The organism is Schumannella sp. 10F1B-5-1, from assembly GCF_006517535.1.
Taxonomy (GTDB): domain Bacteria; phylum Actinomycetota; class Actinomycetes; order Actinomycetales; family Microbacteriaceae; genus Schumannella.
The window spans coordinates 1-421 of record NZ_VHQH01000315.1 but is presented as its reverse complement, the minus strand read 5'-3'; the positions used below and the strand labels follow the sequence as shown (position 1 = coordinate 421).

Annotated in this window: 1 protein-coding gene; it reads right to left on the bottom strand. The window is 77.2% G+C overall.

Going from position 1 to position 421, the window contains the following annotated elements; translation table 11 throughout:
• Positions 1 to 421, bottom strand: a 421-nt coding sequence (locus tag FJ658_RS15845) for a PspC domain-containing protein (protein ID WP_141146272.1), incomplete at both ends; no start/stop codon positions are given.

Here is a 421-nt window from a genome sequence, read left to right as displayed (position 1 = left end):
ATCGCGAGCACGGCCGCCGCCGCGCTCTCGACGAGTCCGAGCGGGACGGGCTGATCGAGCCGCCAGGTGAACGGCAGCAGCAGGGCGAGTCCGCCGGCGATCCCGAGGAGCACGGCCGCGACCGGCACCCGACGCGTGCGCGGCGCGTCGGGGGTGCCCGCCTCGCGCGGCACGAGCGCCCAGAACCACAGGTAGAGCAGCACGGGCGCCGCTCCGATCGCCTCGGCGAAGAGGTTGCCGGCGAGCAGCACCGCGGCCACCGCGTACGCACCTCCCGCGAGAGTCACGGCCGCGAAGAGGATCCGCACGACCTCCGGCCGCGCGCCGAGGTGGCGTCCGAGCGCCGTGCTCACGCCGCCCAGCACGACTTCGCGCGGGCGCACGAGCGGCGGGCGCACGCGGGCGGCGGCGGCATCCGGAT